Below are 18,892 nucleotides of genomic sequence, written 5' to 3' on the forward strand. Positions count from 1 at the left end.
CCCCGATGAAAGGGCAGGTTGGACAGGGTTGTGCTTCATGCACTGGCTTTTAACACACTGTTGAGTTCTCAAGAAACGGACGCGTACACCGTTGCTCGCAGACCCGCGTTCGCGGTGTCCCGGGCTTCGGGGCGTTCCATTCCGTGTCACCATCTTATCGGATCTGCCGGGTTTGTGTCAACTTGTCGGCTTCCCGACCATCGACCCAGACCCGCCGAATCCACTAGGATTGCGACCACCCTGTCTCCAGGGCAACCCCTCTAACTTACTCCAACATCCGGTCGATGTCCAACTTGTGCAGACGCGCCCGATTTGCCAGATTTTCAGAGGGGGGTGCAGGACTTTGCCCTGCCTGAAGAACTCTAGCAGCCTCCTAGGGCCACCATGACCAACTTCCTGGTAACAACTAGGTCTTCCCTGAGACTCAAGCTCTCAAACACGAGAACCCGGAGTCAAAAGACTCCGGGTTCTCGGCTCGCCCCAACTTCCTGACCTGGGCTGTTCCCCTCCCAACCACCGGCTGGAACTCCGGGTCAGGACTCTCGCACTGCTCTCGAACTCAGGCCATCGGCCAGTCAGCTCGCCGGCAACGCCGCCAGCTGAGCGAGCAACCGCGCGATGTCCTGGTCGGCCTGTGCGGCACGGGACCGCACCTTGGTCACCACATCGTCCGGCGCCTTGGCCATGAACTGCTCATTGCCGAGCTTGGCCGCGACCTGGGCCGCCTCCTTACGCGCCACCGCGAGATCCTTCTCCAGGCGCTTACGCTCGGCGGCCACATCGATCGTCCCCGCCGTGTCGATCTCCACGACAACCCCGCTCACATCGAGACGGGCGGTCGCGGCGAACGAATCGGACGGCTGGTCGAGCCGGAGCAACGACCGGATCGCCCCTTCGTGAGAGGCCAGCGCCGTACCGGCGAGCGAGAGCCGCGCGGCGACCCGCTGCCCTGGCTTGAGGCCCTGATCGGAACGGAACCTGCGCACCTCGGTGATCAGCCCCTGCACCGCGATGATCTCCTCCTCCGCCGAGGGATCACGCAATGACTCCTGGACCGTCGGCCATGGCGCGACCACGATCGACTCGTGCCCGGTGACCGCTCGCCACAGTTCCTCGGTGACGAACGGAACCAGCGGGTGGAGCAGACGGAGCAGCGAGTCGAAGACATGGCCCAGCACGAGCCGGGTGTGCTCCTGCCCGGAGGCGATCTGGATCTTGGCGAGTTCCACGTACCAGTCGCAGACCTCATCCCACGCGAAGTGGTAGAGCAGGTCGGAGATCTTGGCGAACTCGAAGTCCTCGAACGCGGCGTCCACCGACGCGACGATCTCCTGGAGTCTGGACAGGATCCACCTGTCGGCAGCGGTCAGTTCCTCAACCGGAAGCTCACCCGTCACGGCACCGTTCATCAGCGCGAAGCGAGTGGCGTTCCAGATCTTGTTACAGAAGTTGCGCGACCCTCCTGCCCATTCCTCGCTGATCGCCACGTCGGAGCCGGGGTTGGCTCCGCGTAGCAGCGTGAAACGAGTGGCGTCGGCGCCGAAGCGCTCGATCCAGTCGAGCGGGTCGACGACGTTGCCGAACGACTTCGACATCTTCTTGCCGTACTGGTCCCGGACCATGCCGTGCAGAGCCACGGTCCGGAACGGCGGCTCGCCGTCCATCGCGTAGATGCCGAACATCATCATTCGGGCGACCCAGAAGAACAGGATGTCGTAGCCGGTCACCAGGACGGAGGTCGGGTAGAACTTCGCCAGTTCAGGCGTCCTGTTCGGCCAGCCGAGAGTGGAGAACGGCCACAACCCGGAGGAGAACCAGGTGTCGAGGACATCGGGGTCCTGGACGTAGCCATCGGGCGCCTGCTCGTCGGGGCCGACGCAGACGACCTCACCGTCGGGGCCGTACCAGACCGGGATGCGGTGCCCCCACCACAGCTGCCGGGAGATGCACCAGTCGTGCATGTCGTCGACCCAGTCGAAGTAGCGCTTGGCCAGCTCCGGCGGGTGGATCTTCGTCCGGCCGTCACGGACCGCGTCGCCCGCCGCCTTCGCCAGGGGCGAGACGTTGACGAACCACTGGAGTGAGAGCCGCGGCTCGACCACGGTCTTGCAGCGCGAGCAGTGCCCGACGGAGTGCAGGTAGGGACGCTTCTCCGCCACGATCCGGCCCTCGGCGCGTAGTGCGGCCACCACTGCGGGCCTGGCCTCGAAGCGGTCGAGCCCCTGGAACGGGCCGTGGGCCGTGACCACACCGCGCTCGTCCATGATCGTCAAGGACGGCAGCGAGTGGCGGCGTCCGATCTCGAAGTCGTTCGGGTCGTGCGCCGGGGTGACCTTGACCGCTCCGGTGCCGAAGGCCGGGTCGACGTGCTCGTCGGCGACGATCGGGATGAGACGCCCGGTGAGCGGTAGCTCCACTTCCTTTCCGATCAGGTGCGCGTAGCGCTCGTCGGAGGGGTGCACGGCCACGGCGGTGTCACCGAGCATCGTCTCGGCCCGGGTCGTGGCGACCACGATGGAGTCGTCGCCGTCGCCGTAGCGGATCGAGACGAGCTCGCCCTCGTCCTCGCTGTGCTCGACCTCGATGTCCGAGAGCGCGGTCAGGCAGCGCGGGCACCAGTTGATGATGCGCTCGGCGCGGTAGATGAGCCCGTCGTCGAAGAGCCTCTTGAAGATCGTCTGAACGGCGCGGGAGAGTCCGGGGTCCATGGTGAAGCGCTCGCGTGACCAGTCGACGCCATCGCCGAGCTTCTTCATCTGGCCGAGGATCCGGCCACCGGACTCCTCCTTCCACTGCCAGACCCGTTCGACGAACGCCTCTCGGCCGAGGTCGTGCCGGGACAGGCCCTCCTTGGCGAGCTCGCGTTCGACGACGTTCTGGGTGGCGATGCCGGCGTGGTCCATGCCTGGCAGCCAGAGCGTCTCCTGGCCGCGCATGCGAGCGCGCCTGGTCAGCGCATCCTGGATCGAGTGGTCGAGTGCGTGGCCGATGTGCAGGACACCGGTCACGTTCGGCGGAGGCAGGACGATGCTGTAAGGCTCGCGCTCGCCGCTCGGATCAGCGGTGAAGTATCCCTCCGATACCCAGCGCTCGTAGCTCCGGGTCTCCACGTCGGCAGGTGTGTACTGGGTGGGCAGCTCTGGCGTCGTCACGATGCCCAAGTCTAGGGATGTCCGCGCACTCGATGTTCCCCAGCCGAAGAGTTGCGACATGTTCCCCCATCTCGCGAGCCCCGCCATGCCATCGGCCCCGCGGACCGGCTGCGGAAATCGTCCGGCGAATGCGCCACCGGCAGGCCCGGCGGAAACCGCCGGAAACGGCGACGCCCCCGCAGGATCTCCCTGCGGGGGCGTCAGCCGTGAAAACCGGTTTGTCCAGGCTGGATCACGCGGACTTCTCGCGCGGCGGCCGCTGCTGCTTGTTGAGCTGGTCACGCGGCACGAGCGTGGGGTTGACGTGTTCGAGAACCGACTCGCGGGTGATGACGACGCGCGCCACATCCTGTCGCGACGGCACCTCGTACATCACCGAGAGGAGAACCTCCTCCAGGATCGCTCGCAGGCCACGGGCGCCGGTGCCGCGCAGGATCGCCTGGTCCGCGATCGCCTCAAGTGCGTCGTCTGTGAACTCGAGTTCGACATTGTCCAGCTCGAACAGGCGCCGGTACTGCTTGACCAGGGCGTTGCGCGGCTCGGTGAGGATCTGGATGAGCGCCTCACGGTCAAGGTTGTGAACGCTCGTGATGACCGGGAGCCGGCCGACGAACTCGGGGATCATGCCGAACTTCAGCAGGTCCTCGGGCATGACGTCCCCGAAGATGTCGGAGCTGTCGATGTCTTCCTTGGAACGGATGATGGCGTTGAAACCGATGCCCTTGCGGCCGATCCGGGACTCGATGATCTTTTCGAGACCGGCGAAGGCCCCACCGCAGATGAACAGCACGTTGGTGGTGTCGATCTGGATGAACTCCTGGTGCGGGTGCTTACGGCCGCCCTGCGGCGGCACACTCGCGGTCGTGCCCTCCAGGATCTTCAGCAGGGCCTGCTGCACGCCCTCACCGGAGACGTCCCTGGTGATCGACGGGTTCTCGCTCTTACGAGCGATCTTGTCGACCTCGTCGATGTAGATGATGCCGGTCTCGGCCTTCTTGACGTCGTAGTCGGCGGCCTGGATCAGCTTGAGCAGTATGTTCTCTACGTCCTCGCCCACGTAGCCCGCCTCTGTCAGGGCTGTGGCGTCGGCGATGGCGAACGGAACGTTCAGCATCTTCGCCAACGTCTGGGCGAGCAGCGTCTTACCGGAACCGGTCGGGCCCAGGAGCAGGATGTTGGACTTGGCCAGTTCGATGCCGTCGTCACGCCCGCGCTCGCCGGACTGCACCCGCTTGTAGTGGTTGTAGACCGCTACGGAGAGAGCCTTCTTCGCCTGGTCCTGACCGATGACGTAGGCGTCGAGGAATTCGTAGATCTCCCTCGGCTTGGGAAGGCTGTCCCACTTGAGCTCAGAGGACTCGCTGAGCTCCTCCTCGATGATCTCGTTGCAGAGGTCAATGCACTCATCGCAGATGTATACGCCGGGTCCGGCGATGAGCTTTTTGACTTGCTTCTGGCTCTTTCCACAGAAAGAGCACTTCAGCAGGTCTCCCCCGTCGCCGATGCGTGCCACCCCAGATACTCCTTTGCGTGGGACCGCCCTGGCTGCCGCGGTCCGTTTCTTCCGACCGGCCCGATACCCGATCGAAAAGTCATCCCGCTTAGGTTTCGACGTTACCGTCTTCTGAGCCCTCAGTGAGCCCCCTAGCGGCGAGTCGCACCGGAACGTGCCCGATTCGGCACGGTTCCGGTGCGATATGCCTCGTTAGGAGGCTACGGCCTTCGCGAGCTTCTTGCGGGACGGGATGATGTCGTCGATCAGCCCGTACTCCTTGGCCTCCACGGCGTCAAGGATCTTGTCCCGCTCGATGTCCTTGCGGACCGCCTCCGGCGCCCTGCCCGAGTGCTGAGCGATGATGCTCTCCATCTGCGCGCGCATCCTGAGGATCTCACGCGCCTGGATCTCGATGTCGCTTCCCTGGCCGCCCCCCTCGGTGGAGGGCTGGTGGATCAGCATGCGGGCGTTCGGCAGGGCGAAGCGCTTGCCGGGCGTGCCGCCGGCCAGCAGGACCGCCGCCGCCGAGGCCGCCTGGCCCAGACAGACCGTCTGGATCTCCGGCCGGACGAACTGCATCGTGTCGTAGATCGCCGTCATGGCGGTGAAGGAACCGCCCGGCGAGTTGATGTAGATGCTGATGTCACGGTCGGGGTCGAGCGACTCCAGGGTCAGCAACTGCGCCATGACGTCATTGGCCGACGCGTCGTCCACCTGCACACCGAGGAAGATGATGCGGTCCTCGAAGAGCTTGGCGTACGGGTTCATCTCCCGCACGCCGTAGGACGTGCGCTCACTGAAGGACGGAAGAACGTAACGGCCGTTGATGTCTCCCGGCCGGATCAACTCACTCACCTTGTGCCCCTTCAGGAGACGGCGCCCGTGGAGGGCACCTGTCGAGCGCTGCGCACGACCTGGTCGATGAAGCCGTAGTCCTTGGCCTCCTCGGCCGTGAACCAGCGGTCACGGTCGGAGTCGGCCTCGATCTGCTCCAGATTCTGACCGGTGTGGAACGCGATGCGCTCGGCGAGGGTCTTCTTGACATATAGCATCTGCTCAGCCTGGATGGCGATGTCGGCTGCGGTACCGCCGATGCCGCCGGACGGCTGGTGCATCATGATGCGAGCGTGCGGCAGGGCGTAACGCTTGCCCCGCTCGCCGGCGCAGAGCAGGAACTGGCCCATGGAAGCGGCCAGACCCATCGCGACCGTGCACACATTGTTAGGCACGTATTCCATCATGTCGTAAATCGCCATCCCAGCGGTCACGGAACCGCCTGGCGAGTTGATGTAGAGCCAGATGTCGCGCTCTGAGTCGTCCGCGGCGAGCAGCAGCAGCTCTGCGCAGATTCGGTTGGCGATCTCGTCGTTGACCTGGGTGCCCAGCACGATGATGCGCTCACGCAGCAGCCGCTGGTAGAGCTGGTCTTCGAGCCTGAACGAGCCATTCGGCTGGCTCATCGACTCGGGCCCGGAGCCGGTCGGCTGGTAGAAGGTCGGCGGGCTGGTCACAGCGTCACCTTCCGATGCGTCGTAATCGATTGGCTTTGCTTGTGACCTTAACGCGCGTGGCCTACCGGACATGCCCCCTCAACGCGCTGTTCGCTGACGGCGCATGCTGCCCGCCGCCTCCGCACCGTGCCTGGAACCTCCCGCCGCGCGCCTCGGTAAAGGCTCGGAAACCGGGGCCCGTACGGCGTGTCGGAGCTCGCGGGATACGTGTGCGGACGCCGGAGGCGGATCGTGGAGGACCGCTGAGAGGACTCCCGGCGCGAAAGAGCGGAAGGCCGCGGCCCTCAGAGGGCCCAGGAGCCTGCGAACCCCTTGGAAGCCGGGGAGGAACCGGAGGAGTCCAGGAGAGCGCCAGGGCAGCGCTCTGCGGCGCGCTCACCCCCACATCGCCCTCGGCCCGGCCCCGAAGGAGCGGCCGAAGGCCCTGACCGGGACCGGGAGAACGCGGACGCCCCCGCCACGCTGAGCGTGGCGGGGGCGTCCGGGGCGCTCGACGGCGCCCCCTCGCTTCGCTCTGGGGCTACTTCGCGGCGTCAGCCTCGGTGGCCTCGGTGGCCTCGGTGGCCTCCTCGGTCTCGGCGGACTCCTCACCGTTGATCTCGGTGTAGATGGCCTTGAGGTCGACCTCGTTGCCCGCCTCGTCGGTCACCTTCGCGGCATCGCCGATGACACTCTTGGCCTTGTCACGGACGATCTCGACCATGGCCAGCGTGAGCTGGTCGTTGTCGGCCAGGTGCTGGGCCAGCGTGTTGGGCGCGACGTTCATCTGCATGGCGCGGCGCACCACGAAGTTGGTCAGCTCCTGCTCGCTGACGCCGAGCTCCTCGCTCTTGACGATCTTGTCGAGGACGAAGCCCGTCTTGAGCGCCTTCGCGGCGCTCTCGTCGAACTCGGCGAGGCGCTCCTCCTCGGTGGTCTGGTAGAGGCGGAAGAACGCCTCCTTGCTCAGGCCACTGTCGGCGATCTGGTGCTCGAGGTTGTGCTTGCGGTTGTCGACCTCGGCCTTGAGCGCGCTCTCCGGCAGCGGAATGTCGATCTTGCCGAGCAGGGCGTCGAGCGCGTTCTCACGGGCCTGGACGACCTGGTCGATCAGCTTGTTGCGGCGGGCCTGCTCGCTGATGCTCGCCTTGAGCTCGTCAAGGGTGTCGAACTCGCTGGCGAGCTGGGCGAACTCGTCGTCGAGCTCGGGGAGGACCTTCTCCTTGACGCTCTTGACGGTGATGGTGACCACGGCCTCCTCGCCGGCGTTCTCGCCGCCGACCAGGTTGGTGGTGAACTCCTTGGTCTCACCGGCGGACAGGCCGACCAGTGCGTCGTCCAGCCCCTGCAGCACCGAGCCGGCGCCGACCTCGTAGGAGACGTCGTTGGCCTGCTGCTCCTCGATGTTGACACCGTCGATCGAGGCGGCCAGGTCCATGACGACGAAGTCGCCCGCGACGGCGGCGCGCTCGACGCCGGTCAGCGTGGCGAAACGCTGGCGCAGGCCGTCCAGCTGGGTGTCGATGTCGGAGTCGGAGACCTCGGAGACCGGGACGGTCACCTCGATGCCCTGGTAGTCGGGGACGTCGAACTCGGGACGGATGTCCACCTCGGCGGTGAACTCGACCTGCTGACCGTCCTCGATCTTGGTGACCTCGATCTCCGGCTGGCTGACCGGGAAGATCTCGCTCTCGTCGACGGCCTGGCCGTACAGCTTGGGCACCGCGTCATTGAGGGTCTCCTCCAGCACCACCGCGCGGCCGAACCGCTGCTCGATGATGCGGGCCGGAACCTTGCCGGGGCGGAACCCGGGGACGCGCACCTGCTGCGCGACCTTCTTGTACGCCGCCTGCAGGCTCTCACCGAGCTCCTCGAACGGCACCTCGACGGTAAGCCTTACCCGGGTCGGGCTGAGCTCCTCCACAGCGGTCTTCACGGGGTCGTCTCCTTGATCAAACTTCGAGTGATCGCGGGCGCGCCAAGTCGTAGCGGCTATCGCGGCAAGCTCTCGCGCCGCGCCCACATGAGTGGCACCTGGCACAGCCATCGAGACGCGCGAGATTAGGGCACGCTCCACTGCGGCGGGTGTTCAGCGCCGCAGGCCAGTCTAGGGCAGAGCGACACCTTGGAGCGACCAATGACCGCTCAGTCCTCCTTGATGATCCGCCTCAGGATGTCGTTCGTCTCACCGGGGGTGGTACTGACCGCGCACAGCCGCTCCATGACCTCGCTGTAGCGGTCGACATCCTCGCGCTTGTCCAGGTAGAGGGCGCTGGCCAGCTGCTCGACGTAGACCACGTCCGGGAGCTCGCTGTCGTTGAAGCGGAGCACGCTGAAGGCACCGCCCTCCGCGCTGTGCCCGCCGAAGCTGAAGGGCATCACCTGGATTGTGATGTTCGGCTGCCGCATGAGGTCGAGCAGGTGCTCCAGCTGTGCCCGCATGACGTCCGCACCACCGATGGGACGTCGCAGCGCGGCCTCGTCGATGACGGCCCAGAAGAACGGGCCGTCGGGCCGCCTGAGCACCTGCTGGCGCTCCATCCGCAGGTCGACCCGGCGGGTGATCTCGTCGGGCGCTATGCCGGCGCTCCCCGCGGTGATGACCGCCCTGGCGTACTCCTTCGTCTGCAGCAGGCCCGGCACGAACTGCACCTCGTACGTACGGATCCGGGAGGCTGCCTCCTCCAGGCCGACGTACGTCTGGAACCATGAGGGCAGCAGGTCGTTGAACCGGTGCCACCAGCCGGGTTCGTTGGCCCTGAGCAGCAGATCCATGATCGCCGACCGGGCGCGATCGTCCTCCACCCCGTAGAAGGTGAGCAGATCCGCCACATCGCGCTCTCTCAGGCCAACCCGGCCGAGCTCCATCCTACTGATCTTGGATTCGGATCCGCGGATCAGATGGCCTGCCTCCTCTCGCGAGAGCCCCTTGGCCTCGCGCAGACGACGCAGTTGGGAGCCTAAGAGGATACGCAGAGCTGTGGGACCTGATCCCGGTTGAACCTGCGCCACTTCGCCTCCCTCTCTACTTGGGCCAGCGCACACAGTGTCACTACTTCCGGCCGCTATGACAAGGTCTCAAGTCACTGCCCAATTCGCCAAGTCGCCGACCTAACCGTCCATGCTGCTGCACATTGCAACTGCACGTGCATTTGGGTCTTGCAGCAGACGTTCCAGTGACCCATGATGGCTTAGTGCATATTGGGCTTATGGTGCACAAGCTCTGAAAACTCTCACGTGGTACGGAGACTCACGATGACAGCGGGAGGTACCGGCAGGATGGTGGAGGAGCCAAAATCGGCTGCCGACTACCTGCAGGCGACCCGCGAGGTGAGCTTTGACGAGCTGCTCGAGGCCAACCAGTCCGACGCCACCGCATGCCCTCTGCCCAGCCAGGCCGACTCGGTGAAGACCGCCCGGGACGTGACACGCTCGACGCTCCGCGACTGGGGACTGGCGGAACTCAGCGATGACGCAGCGCTAGTGGTTTCGGAACTCGTCACCAACGCGGTCCGTTACGCGCTGTGTCCGCCCGGCCAGCCGGGAATCACCCCGATCACGCTCGTCCTGCTGCGTCTCTCGCCCCACGTGCTCCTGGCCGTGATGGACCCCAGCAACGAGGTTCCGACCCCCAAGGAGCCGGACTTCATCTCGGAGAACGGCCGGGGCCTCTACATCGTGGAGACCTACAGTCAGGGCTGGGGCTGGGACTACCTCAACTGCGGCGGCAAGGCCGTCTGGGCCCTCTTCAGCGCCCACCGCTGACGTTCCGGCACCGCGCTCCCGCGCCGCGAGGCGGTCTTCCAGACATGCGTCATCCAGGTGCCCTGCCTCGCCTGGCCGAGAACTCGCACCCCTGTACAACGAGAAACCGGGCACCGGTCGGAACCGATGCCCGGCATGCGTCGGGGTGACAGGATTTGAACCTGCGGCCCCCTGCTCCCAAAGCAGGTGCGCTACCAAACTGCGCCACACCCCGGTAGGTCGAGTACGCGCACGCTCCGGAACTCCGGTACGCTTACGCCCTGACGAACGGATGAAGTCTAGACCAGACTGAAGCCGCTTCGCGCGGACGTAGCTCAATGGTAGAGCCCCAGTCTTCCAAACTGGCTACGCGGGTTCGATTCCCGTCGTCCGCTCCGAATGGCTTAGGGCCAGCTCAGACCCCTTGTGGGCGAGCTGGCCCTACCGCTTTCCCGGGGCTTTTTCCCGCTTTCAGAGTCGTTATATGAATGATGGTTTCTCCGCGTGGCGGGCGTGTTCAGGGGCACGGATTCCTCTCGCCGGAAACCGATCGGACCGTCACGGCCTCGGTGACGGCAGGTGTCGCGAGGAACCAGGACGTCGCGCGCGAGCTGAACTACGGTGGGTGATGAGAACGGCACTGAGTGGATCCGACACGTGGAGGCGCCCGATGACCGAAGCCACCCGAATCCTGCTCGACGAGTCCCGTATCCCCCACAACTGGTACAACATCGTGGCCGACCTCCCGGTCCCGCCGCCACCGATCCTGCATCCGGCCACCTCGCGGCCCGTCGAGCCGGACGATCTCATGCCGCTGTTCCCGGTGGAGCTGATCGACCAGGAGGCGAGCGCCGAACGGTTCGTCCCGATCCCGGCGAGCGTCCGCGACGTCTACCGGCTCTGGCGGCCCACCCCGCTGATCCGGGCCCGCAGGCTCGAACGCGCCCTCGGCACCCCCGCGAGGATCTACTACAAGTACGAGGGCGGCTCGCCCGCCGGCTCGCACAAGCCGAACACCGCCGTCCCGCAGGCCTACTACAACGCGCGCCAGGGGGTCGGGAAGCTGGTCACGGAGACCGGGGCGGGCCAGTGGGGCTCGGCACTGGCGTTCGCCTGCGCGCAGTACGGCCTGGAGTGCGAGGTGTGGATGGTCCGCGTCTCGTACGACGGGAAACCCGGCCGCAGGAGCCTGATGCGGGCCTACGGCGCGACCGTGCACCCGAGCCCGTCCCCGCTGACGGCGTACGGCGCCGAGGCACTGGCCCACGACCCCGACTCGCCGGGCAGCCTCGGCATCGCGATCAGCGAGGCCGTCGAGGCCGCGGGGGCCGAACCAGGCACCCGGTACGCGCTGGGCAGCCTGCTGAACCATGTGCTGTTGCACCAGACGGTGATCGGCGAGGAGGCGATCGAGCAGATGGCCGCGTTCGGCGAGGCACCGGACATGGTCGTGGGGTGCACCGGAGGCGGTTCCAACTTCTCCGGGCTGGCCTTTCCGTTCCTGCGGGAGAAGCTGGCCGGGCGGATGGCCCCGGTGATCCGGGCGGTCGAGCCGGCGGCCTGCCCGTCCCTCACCAGGGGCGTCTACGCCTACGACTTCGGCGACGCCGCGGGGCTGACCCCGCTGCTGAAGATGCACACCCTGGGCCACGGCTTCGTCCCCGATCCCATCTACGCGGGCGGGCTGCGCTACCACGGCATGTCCCCGCTGCTGTCGCACCTGTACGAGCTGGGGATGTTCGAGGCGGTGGCCATGGGCCAGCACGACTGCTTCGAGGCGGGGCTGCGCTTCGCCAGGTCCGAGGGGGTCGTCCCCGCCCCCGAGGCGGCCCACGCGCTGGCCGAGGTCGTCGCCGAGGCACTGCGGTGCAGGGAGACGGGCGAGGAGAAGGTCCTGCTGACCGCGGTGTGCGGGCACGGGCACTTCGACCTGGACGGCTACGACCGCTACCTGTCGGGGCGGCTTGAGGATCTCTCGCTGCCGCAGGACCGGATCGACACGGCCCTGGCCGGGCTGCCCTCCCTGTAACCCGGCACGCACCGGGAACTCAGGGAGTTCCCGGTGCGGCCTGGTGTGGCCACTTCGTCGGCTAAGCGCCGCTAAGTCCTAGTCCATGTGGAAATATCTACGAATCTCTGTTAAACACAGGGTTCGCATATAGATCATTCTTTACAATCCTCCATACCAGCAGTCAGAGTGCCCTGGAGGGAACGTGTCGGAGTTCGACGGCGTCATCGTGGGCGGGGGCCACAACGGCCTCACGTGTGCCGCCTACCTCGCGAAGGCGGGGTTGTCGGTCGCGGTCGTCGAGCGCAACGACGTCGCCGGCGGTGGTTGCAGCACCCAGGAGCTCACCCTCCCGGGGTTTCGGCACAACACCCACAGCAGCTACCACTTCCTGGAGGAGGGCCCGGTCCCCGCCGACCTGGAACTCCAGCGGTACGGCCTGAGCTACGTCTATCCCGAGACCCAGCACGCCACGATCTTCCGGGACGGCCGGGCGATCACCGTCTACACCGACCCCAAACGCACCGCCGACTCCTTCGCCCGGTTCTCCAAGGCCGACGCCGAGCGCTGGCTGGAGCTGCACGAGCGCTACGCCGAGGCGGCCAGGGAGCTGATGAACGGGTTCCTGTACTCCAGCCCGCTCCCACCTCCGGTGCTCGCCGAGCGGCTCAAGGGCGACCTGGGCCGCGACCTGATGAGCTACATGCCGCTCTCGCTGTACGAGGCCGTCGACAGGAACTTCGAGAGCGACCAGGTCAGGGTCCTGTTCAAATCCTTCCTGCACGCCATCTCCATCGAGGACGTGCCGGGCACCGGCGGATTCTTCCCCCGGCTGCTGTCGCGCATCGCCCGGCTCGGCGTGCCCGTGGGCGGTGCGGGGAACGTCGCGAGCGCGCTGCGCGCCGTCATCGAGGAGCACGGCGGCACCGTGGTGACCGGCGCCCATGTCGAGCGAATCCTCGTCGGTGACGGGCGGGCCACCGGAGTGGAGCTGGCAGGCGGCGACGTTCTCACCGCCCGCCGGTTCGTGGCCAGCGCGGTGGACGCCCCGCAGACCGTCCGGCTGGCGGGCCCGGAGAACTTCGGCCCGGAGATCGCGGCCAAGGTCGAGGACTACAAGTGGGCCGGGCACAGCCTCGTCACCCTCCACCTGGCACTCGACGAGGCGCCGCGCTACCGGGCCGCCGAGTTCGAGCCCGACGTGGACCGGGCCTTCCTCGTCGTGCTCGGCGCCGACGACAGCGAGCAGCTCGGCCGCACCTTCGACCAGATCCATCAGGGACAGCTGCCCGACCGGCTGGCCGGCAACGGCGCATGCCCCTCGCTGTTCGACCCCTCGTACGCGCCGGACGGTAAACACGTGGCCTTCTGGTGGCCATGGGCCCCGTACGACCTCGGTGGCGACGCGGCGAACTGGGACCGTCGGCGCGAGGAGGTCGGTGAGCGGCTGCTCGCCGAGTGGGCCGAGTACGCCCCCAACCTCGCGGGAGGCGCCGTCCTCGGCAAGCGGGTCTTCTCACCGCTCGACATCGAGCGGCACTGCGTCAACATGGTGCGAGGCAGCCACCACGTGGGAGCCTACGAGCCGTCCCAGCTGGGCGGCAACCGGCCGGTCCCCGAGATGGGCCGGTACCGCACCCCCATCGACGGCCTCTACCTCTGTGGCGCCAGCAGCCACCCCGGCGGCTCGGTCTCCGCGGCCCCCGGATACAACGGCGCCAACGCCATCGCAGAAGATCTCGAACTGGCAACCTGGTGGACGCCGGTTCCCGCACCCCGGTGGAGCGAGTGAAGTCCCGTTTCGTCACCAAAGATCCAGCGACGCCAGGGTTCAGGATGGGCAGTCCCGCATCCATGCACGAGCAGCTGTCCCTGCTCAACGCGGCCAGCAAACGCATCGGCAGCACATTGGACATGTTCGAGACCGGCAGGGAACTCATGGACGTCGCCGTGCCGCGTTTCGCGGACGCGGCCGGCATCCTGGTGCAGGACCGGTTGGTGACCGAGGGGGAGTTCCCCCAGCAGACCACCGACGGCTCGGCGCTGGTGCGGCGGATCGCGGTCGGCGTGGCCGATCCCGCCCCCGGCATGTACGCCACCGCCTTCCCGGTGGACGAGGTGGCCGTCTACGAGTCGTGGACCCCCTACGCCCGGTGCATGGCCACCGGCAACCCGATCCTCTACCCCCGCCTGGGGCGCCGGACCGCCGAGGAGATCGGGCGGTTCTGGAAGCGTGACTCGGTGTCGAAGGTGCTGGAGGACAGCTCGTTCCTGGTGGTACCGCTGAAGGCGCGCGGCCGGGTACTCGGTTTCGTCATCTTCACCCGCCGTCCCACCAGCCAGCCCTTCGACGAGCAGGACGTCAACCTGGCCGAGGAACTGGCGGCCAGGACCGGGGTGTGCCTCGACAACTCCAGGCTCTACAACCGTGAGCGCCGTACCGCGCTGACCCTGCAGAGCAGCCTGCTGCCCGTCGACCTCACCCAGCCGCTGGGCCTGACGATCGCCTCCCGCTACCTGCCCGCCAGCGATCTGGTCGGGGTGGGCGGCGACTGGTACGACGTGATCCCGCTGCCCGGCTGCCGGGTCGCCCTCGTCGTCGGCGACGTGATGGGGCACGGCATCAGGGCCGCCGCCACCATGGGCCAGCTCCGCACGGCCGCCCGCACGCTGGCCAGCCTGGACCTGAGCCCGGCCGACGTGCTGTTCCGGCTCAACCTGATGAGCCAGGACCTGGACGCCAGCCAGATCGCCACGTGCGTGTACGCCACCTACGATCCGGTCACGCGGCGGTGCGCGATAGCCTGCGCGGGTCACGTTCCGCCGATTCTGGTGCGACCGGGCGGCGAGACCGAGCTGCTGGAGCTGCCGCCGGGACTGCCCCTGGGCATCGGCAACGAGCCCGCCGAGATGCGGGAGTTCACGCTTCCCGACGGCAGCGTGCTCGCCTTCTACACCGACGGCCTGGTGGAGAGCCGCGACCGGGACATCGAGGAGGGCATCAGCGCGCTGCGCGGCCTGCTCTCCGGCCAGGACCAGGACCTGGAGGAGGTCTGCGACCTCACGATCGGCGCCCAGCGGCCGGGGCACGAGCGCGACGACATCGCCCTGCTGCTGGCCAGGGTGTCCGAGCTGACGGAGAAGGAGTTCGTCGAGACGTCGCTGCCCGCCGACCGCCGCTCCGCCGCCCAGGCCCGCCGCTTCGTCCGGGCCACACTCGGAGGCTGGGGACTCGACTCCCTGTGCGACAACACCGAGCTGATGGTCAGCGAGCTGGTCGCCAACGCGGTCGAGCACGGCCAGGGCGAGGTCGAGCTACGCCTGCTGCGCGGGCCCACGCTGGTCTGCGAGGTGTCCGACAGCTCCGCGTCCGAGCCGGTGATGCGGGAGGCGTCCACCACCAGCGACACCGGTCGCGGCCTGCACCTCATCAACTGGCTCGCCCACCGCTGGGGCTCCCGCCTCACCCCGAAGGGCAAGATCGTCTGGATCGAGCAGCGGCTGCGTTGACATTCTCTCCGCCCTGCCGCGTGTACGGCTTCGGGTGGATCGCCGCTTCGCCGCACGGTGCCGGGATCACTCCCGGTCCTGCCCGCGCCCCACGGACGTCCGGTCGGACCGGAAACGTCACCGGCCTGTTCCCGTGCCGTCGACGTGCTCGGCGTGGGAACAGACCGGTTGGTGTGCGGCGTGCCTTCGTGGCCGCGCGGCTCAGCGAACCTCGTAGATCGCGGTGGTGCCGCTGACCTCGTTGCCCACCACCAGGAGCGCGTGGCGGGTCGGGCTGTCGGAGGCGGAGACGAACAGCACGCCCTCGGGGCCTACGTCCCCGGCGGTGCCGTCCGCGACCGAGCCGGCGAAGTCGCGGGTGTTGAGGTATCCGACCAGGCTCGGCGCCCGGGGATCGTCGATGTCGTAGGCGACGATCCCGCCGACCCGCTCCAGCCCGGCGAAGGCGTAGGTGCGGCCGCGCACCTCACCGACCGTGACCCCCTCGGGCTCGGGGCCCTTGTTGTCGCTGCGGCTGTCGAAGGAGTCGTTCGCCTCGTTGTCGGCGTTGAATGCCTCGGGCAGCTCCTTGGCGACGAGCCGCTCCAGCTCGTCGCCGGAGTCCCAGACGAGCTCTCCGGAGGCGGACCTGATCGAGATCGAACGGGCGCCGAACGCGTGCAGCTCGGTGTAGGCGCCGCTCGCGTCCCTGGGCGAGTCGACGGCCACGTTCAGCCGGCCGAGTTCGCCGTCCTTCTTGAGGTTCTCCGCGTCGGGCATCGCGAGGTTCAGCGACTTCACCCTGACCTCGTCGGCGTGGCAGCCCCAGTCGCGCCCGTCGCCCTCGTTCGCGGTGACCAGGTAGGTGCGCCCGCGGTCGCGGAAGTGCGCGATCCCGTCGGGCTGGTAGAGGCCCTTCACCGGCCTGGGCCTGATGTCGATCTTCCCGTCCCTGTCCGAGGCGTCGAAACCGCTCTTCGACCAGTCCTTCAGGCCCAGCGGGACGACGTCGCGGACCTCCACCCGCTTCAGGTCGACGATCGCGAGCGCGTTGTTCTCCTGGAGGGTGACGTAGGCGGTGTCACCGTCGACCGTGACGTACTCGGGTTCCAGGTCCTGGGCGGCGGTCGCCCCGGGACCGGTGATCCGCACCCCCTTGGCCCGCAGCCGCTCGGCATCGAACTTCTGGAACCCCGCGGTCCGCACCGTCCAGCGCTTCAGATCGACGACGCTCACCGAGCCCTCGGGGTCGACCTTCTCCCCCTCGCAGTAGGAGGACGGCTCGCCCTCGTTGGCCACGACCACCCGGTGCCCGTCGGGGGTGAAGGTCACCATGTCGGGCAGCGCGCCGACGGTCACCTGCTTGAGCTTCTTCCCGCTCCGGGCGTCGAAGAAGGCGACGGTGCCCGGGTCGGTCTTGACCGCGGCCTGCTGGGCGACGGCGACCAGACCGTCGCGTACCGCGACGCTGTTGGCCCCGGGGGTGGCCAGGGTGGCGACCTTGCGAGGCTTGCGCGGGTCGCGGATGTCGAGCACGTCAACGGTGCCGGCCTGCGCGTTCACGACGAACACCCGGCGGGTCTTGGCGTCGTACGCGGTGATCTCCGAGGCGCCGGCGGCGACGGTGCCGGTGGTGTAGCGGCCGAGGAAGGTCAGTTCGATGCCTCGGGGGCCGGATTCGGCGGAGGCCGGGGCCACGGCCGCGGGCAGCAGGATCAGGCCGGTGGCCGCAGCGACGGCCGCTCGGGTGAAGGTCGTGGTGCGCATGGGAGAGATCCTCACGACATACCGTGACTCTTCCCTGACGCCGAGATGACCGGGAGATGAAGCCGTCCGGTCGGATGCGCTCCCGGACGTGCCGGTCATGTCCATTGACGCGATGACTACTGGCGGGCCAGGGGTTACGGTCAAGATGAGGGCCGGGAGAGAACCCGGGAGGGCATCGGGAGGGCATGATGACCATCGACGTACCCGAGGCTTACCGTCGCGCGCTGGACGACTTCGGCGCTCTCGTCCACCGGATCGGCCCCGACCAGTGGGAGAACCCGACACCGTGCGTCGACTGGGACGTGCGCTCCCTCGTCAACCACGTGGTCGGCGAGAGCCTGTGGGCTCCCGAGTTGCTGGCCGGGCGGACCCACGCGGAGATCGGCGACGCCTTCGAGGGCGACCTGCTCGGCGACGACCCCATCAAGGCGTTCGACACCTCGGCCGTGCCCGCCATCCAGGCGGCGATCGATCACCGGGTCCTCGACCGCGTCGTCCACCTGCCCTTCGGCGACGTGCCCGGCCGGGAGTACATCACCGAACTGTTCGCCGACGCCCTCATCCACACCTGGGACCTGGCCCGCGCCATCGGCGCCGACGAGCGGCTCGACCCGGAGCTGGTCGCGGCCTGCGCCACCTGGTTCGCCGACGCGGAACCCGGCTACCGGCAGACCGCGGCCGTCGGGGAGCACCAGGCCGGAGAGCACCGGAAGGTGCCCTCCGACACCGACGCGCAGACCCGGCTGCTGGCCTCCTGGGGCCGCCGCGCGTGACCGCCCGTCCCCGTGGACTCGGGCTCTGTGATCAGTACGGCTAGCGAGCGGTCGGCCGCTTGCCGTGGTTGGCCTTGTGCTTCTTGCGGGCCTTGCCCTTACGCGATCTTCTGGCCATGCCGACCACCCCTTCCCTGAGGTCCTTCCAGGTCCCGCGAGTGCCGGCCTCCGTGATTCCGGACCCGTGATTCCGGACCCGTACGGGACTCGATGTCACCGGTTCAGACCTTCACGTTCCTCCTGCGACGCCCGGCGCACAAGGCCCGAACCGCGATCCGCCCCGCTCCGGTGGGTGCGTTGCCCCAACCTTGACGATCAGCGCCTCCCGCACCTGAGGGTCCTCCCCTCCGGCCAGGTTCTAGGCTCGCCCTCATGCGCGAGAAGCTGATGGCCCGCTGGCTGTCCCTGTCCGGCCCCGAGGCCGAATCCCTCGGCCGTGAACTGATCACCCGGTACGACGAGCCGCACCGCAGGTATCACACCACCACCCACCTGGAGGCCGTGCTCGCCCACATCGACACCCTGGCCTCTCATGCCGAGCACCCGGACCTGGTACGGCTGGCGGCCTGGTTCCACGACGCCGTCTACGACCCGCGGCGCGGCGACAACGAGGAGCGGAGCGCCATCCTGGCCGAGCGCGCGCTGCCGGAGATGGGGCTCTCCCCCGAGGCGGTGGCCACGGTCGCCCGGCTGGTCAGGCTGACCGTCACACACGCCCCCGCACCGGGCGACGCGGACGGGGCCGTGCTGTCCGACGCGGACCTGGCGATCCTGGGCGCGTCGCCGGAGGTCTACGCCGCCTACGCGACCGCCGTGCGCGAGGAGTACGCCTTCGTGCCCGACGACGCTTTCAGGTCCGGCAGGGCCGCGGTGCTGCGCTCGCTGCTCGATCTTGCGGCGATCTTCCACATCGCCGATCTGGAGGAGGCGGCGCGGGCGAACATCATGGCGGAGCTTGAGCGGCTGTGAGCAGA

The 18,892-nt window shown here is 67.8% G+C and carries 14 protein-coding genes and 2 tRNA genes; 7 read left to right on the forward strand and 9 right to left on the reverse strand.

Annotated elements, in window-relative coordinates; translation table 11 throughout:
• Positions 1-575: 575 nt before the first annotated feature.
• The 6 genes from ABT130_RS37050 to ABT130_RS37075 form a co-directional block, all read right to left on the reverse strand.
• Complete coding sequence (locus ABT130_RS37050) at positions 576-3,212, reverse strand: valine--tRNA ligase (protein ID WP_350963648.1); 2,637 nt, start codon at positions 3,210-3,212, stop codon at positions 576-578.
• Positions 3,213-3,384: 172 nt separating this feature from the next.
• A complete protein-coding gene (gene clpX / locus ABT130_RS37055; protein WP_030917736.1) occupies positions 3,385-4,665 on the reverse strand; it encodes an ATP-dependent Clp protease ATP-binding subunit ClpX in 1,281 nt (426 codons plus the stop codon).
• 192 nt (positions 4,666-4,857) lie between these two features.
• Positions 4,858-5,502 (reverse strand): ATP-dependent Clp protease proteolytic subunit, encoded by a 645-nt coding sequence (locus ABT130_RS37060; RefSeq protein WP_030917740.1) that lies wholly within the window; start codon positions 5,500-5,502, stop codon positions 4,858-4,860.
• Between the two features lie 11 nt (positions 5,503-5,513).
• The gene (locus ABT130_RS37065; protein ID WP_030917742.1) at positions 5,514-6,158 is read right to left on the reverse strand and encodes a ClpP family protease; all 645 of its coding nucleotides are present in this window, start codon (positions 6,156-6,158) and stop codon (positions 5,514-5,516) included.
• A 520-nt stretch (positions 6,159-6,678) separates the two neighbouring features.
• A complete protein-coding gene (gene tig / locus ABT130_RS37070) occupies positions 6,679-8,073 on the reverse strand; it encodes a trigger factor (RefSeq protein ID WP_350963650.1) in 1,395 nt (464 codons plus the stop codon).
• 209 nt (positions 8,074-8,282) lie between these two features.
• Positions 8,283-9,149, reverse strand: coding sequence for a Sco1979 family transcriptional regulator (locus tag ABT130_RS37075; RefSeq protein ID WP_030917746.1), 867 nt, complete (start codon positions 9,147-9,149; stop codon positions 8,283-8,285).
• A gap of 243 nt (positions 9,150-9,392) precedes the next feature.
• Here ABT130_RS37075 and ABT130_RS37080 point away from each other — a divergent pair, with 243 nt between their 5' ends.
• On the forward strand, positions 9,393-9,902 hold the full coding sequence (locus ABT130_RS37080; protein WP_245651726.1) for an ATP-binding protein: 510 nt from the start codon (positions 9,393-9,395) through the stop codon (positions 9,900-9,902).
• Positions 9,903-10,042: 140 nt separating this feature from the next.
• Here the strand turns inward: ABT130_RS37080 and ABT130_RS37085 are convergent.
• Positions 10,043-10,116, reverse strand: a tRNA-Pro gene (locus ABT130_RS37085).
• Between the two features lie 89 nt (positions 10,117-10,205).
• Here ABT130_RS37085 and ABT130_RS37090 point away from each other — a divergent pair.
• The 4 genes from ABT130_RS37090 (at position 10,206) to ABT130_RS37105 (ending at position 15,399) form a co-directional block, all read left to right on the forward strand.
• Positions 10,206-10,276 (forward strand) — tRNA-Gly (locus ABT130_RS37090).
• A gap of 275 nt (positions 10,277-10,551) precedes the next feature.
• The gene (locus tag ABT130_RS37095) at positions 10,552-11,910 is read left to right on the forward strand and encodes a TrpB-like pyridoxal phosphate-dependent enzyme (RefSeq protein ID WP_350963652.1); all 1,359 of its coding nucleotides are present in this window, start codon (positions 10,552-10,554) and stop codon (positions 11,908-11,910) included.
• 184 nt (positions 11,911-12,094) lie between these two features.
• Positions 12,095-13,681 carry a phytoene desaturase family protein gene (locus ABT130_RS37100; RefSeq protein WP_350963654.1) on the forward strand — a complete coding sequence of 529 codons (1,587 nt, stop codon included), beginning with the start codon at positions 12,095-12,097 and terminating at the stop codon, positions 13,679-13,681.
• Positions 13,682-13,743: 62 nt separating this feature from the next.
• Positions 13,744-15,399 carry an ATP-binding SpoIIE family protein phosphatase gene (locus ABT130_RS37105; RefSeq protein ID WP_350963657.1) on the forward strand — a complete coding sequence of 552 codons (1,656 nt, stop codon included), beginning with the start codon at positions 13,744-13,746 and terminating at the stop codon, positions 15,397-15,399.
• Between the two features lie 201 nt (positions 15,400-15,600).
• Here the strand turns inward: ABT130_RS37105 and ABT130_RS37110 are convergent, their stop codons facing one another.
• Positions 15,601-17,145 (reverse strand): choice-of-anchor I family protein, encoded by a 1,545-nt coding sequence (locus ABT130_RS37110; protein WP_350963660.1) that lies wholly within the window; start codon positions 17,143-17,145, stop codon positions 15,601-15,603.
• A 185-nt stretch (positions 17,146-17,330) separates the two neighbouring features.
• Here ABT130_RS37110 and ABT130_RS37115 point away from each other — a divergent pair, with 185 nt between their 5' ends.
• Positions 17,331-17,918: a TIGR03086 family metal-binding protein gene (locus ABT130_RS37115; RefSeq protein WP_350929695.1), complete on the forward strand. Its 588-nt coding sequence runs from the start codon at positions 17,331-17,333 to the stop codon at positions 17,916-17,918.
• Positions 17,919-17,958: 40 nt separating this feature from the next.
• Here ABT130_RS37115 and ABT130_RS47870 read toward each other — a convergent pair whose 3' ends face one another.
• The gene (locus ABT130_RS47870) at positions 17,959-18,036 is read right to left on the reverse strand and encodes a 50S ribosomal protein bL37 (protein WP_386323758.1); all 78 of its coding nucleotides are present in this window, start codon (positions 18,034-18,036) and stop codon (positions 17,959-17,961) included.
• Between the two features lie 254 nt (positions 18,037-18,290).
• On the opposite strand from ABT130_RS47870, the gene ABT130_RS37120 reads away from it, so the two are divergent.
• Positions 18,291-18,887 (forward strand): HD domain-containing protein, encoded by a 597-nt coding sequence (locus ABT130_RS37120; protein WP_350963663.1) that lies wholly within the window; start codon positions 18,291-18,293, stop codon positions 18,885-18,887.
• The last annotated feature ends 5 nt before the right edge of the window (positions 18,888-18,892 follow it).

Source organism: Streptosporangium sp. NPDC001681 (genome assembly GCF_040298085.1).
Taxonomy (GTDB): domain Bacteria; phylum Actinomycetota; class Actinomycetes; order Streptosporangiales; family Streptosporangiaceae; genus Streptosporangium.

Coding starts and splice junctions, on each gene's coding strand:
- ABT130_RS37095 (WP_350963652.1), top strand. CDS start 10,552: ATGACCGAAGCCACCCGAATCCTGCTCGACGAGTCCCGTATCCCCCAC.
- ABT130_RS37080 (WP_245651726.1), top strand. CDS start 9,393: ATGACAGCGGGAGGTACCGGCAGGATGGTGGAGGAGCCAAAATCGGCT.
- ABT130_RS37120 (WP_350963663.1), top strand. CDS start 18,291: ATGCGCGAGAAGCTGATGGCCCGCTGGCTGTCCCTGTCCGGCCCCGAG.
- ABT130_RS37105 (WP_350963657.1), top strand. CDS start 13,744: ATGCACGAGCAGCTGTCCCTGCTCAACGCGGCCAGCAAACGCATCGGC.
- ABT130_RS37115 (WP_350929695.1), top strand. CDS start 17,331: ATGATGACCATCGACGTACCCGAGGCTTACCGTCGCGCGCTGGACGAC.
- ABT130_RS37110 (WP_350963660.1), bottom strand. CDS start 17,145: ATGCGCACCACGACCTTCACCCGAGCGGCCGTCGCTGCGGCCACCGGC.
- ABT130_RS37050 (WP_350963648.1), bottom strand. CDS start 3,212: ATGTCGCAACTCTTCGGCTGGGGAACATCGAGTGCGCGGACATCCCTA.
- ABT130_RS47870 (WP_386323758.1), bottom strand. CDS start 18,036: ATGGCCAGAAGATCGCGTAAGGGCAAGGCCCGCAAGAAGCACAAGGCC.